Raw genomic sequence first — 559 nt, 5'->3', positions numbered from 1 at the left:
TGTGATGGGGAAGCTCCTTATGGAGCGAAGTCTTTGATTCCCCGCTGCCAAGAAAAGCTTCTAGCGAGATAAAAGGTGCCTGTACCGCAAACCGACACAGGTAGGCGAGGAGAGAATCCTAAGGTGTGCGAGAGAACTCTGGTTAAGGAACTCGGCAAAATGACCCCGTAACTTCGGGAGAAGGGGTGCTTTCTTAACGGAAAGCCGCAGTGAATAGGCCCAAGCGACTGTTTAGCAAAAACACAGCTCTCTGCGAAGCCGTAAGGCGAAGTATAGGGGGTGACACCTGCCCGGTGCTGGAAGGTTAAGGAGAGGGGTTAGCGTAAGCGAAGCTCTGAACTGAAGCCCCAGTAAACGGCGGCCGTAACTATAACGGTCCTAAGGTAGCGAAATTCCTTGTCGGGTAAGTTCCGACCCGCACGAAAGGTGTAACGATTTGGGCACTGTCTCAACCAGAGACTCGGTGAAATTATAGTACCTGTGAAGATGCAGGTTACCCGCGACAGGACGGAAAGACCCCGTGGAGCTTTACTGTAGCCTGATATTGAATTTTGGTACA

Annotated in this window: 1 rRNA gene; it reads left to right on the top strand. The window is 51.5% G+C overall.

Annotation, left to right across the window (positions count from 1 at the left end):
* Window positions 1–559 (top strand): 23S ribosomal RNA (locus FOT98_RS31305); the annotation flags it as partial.

Origin of the sequence: Bacillus sp. HY001, from assembly GCF_007558965.1 — a bacterium.
Lineage (GTDB): Bacteria > Bacillota > Bacilli > Bacillales > Bacillaceae_G > Bacillus_A > Bacillus_A mobilis.
This window is presented reverse-complemented; position numbering and strand designations above follow the sequence as displayed.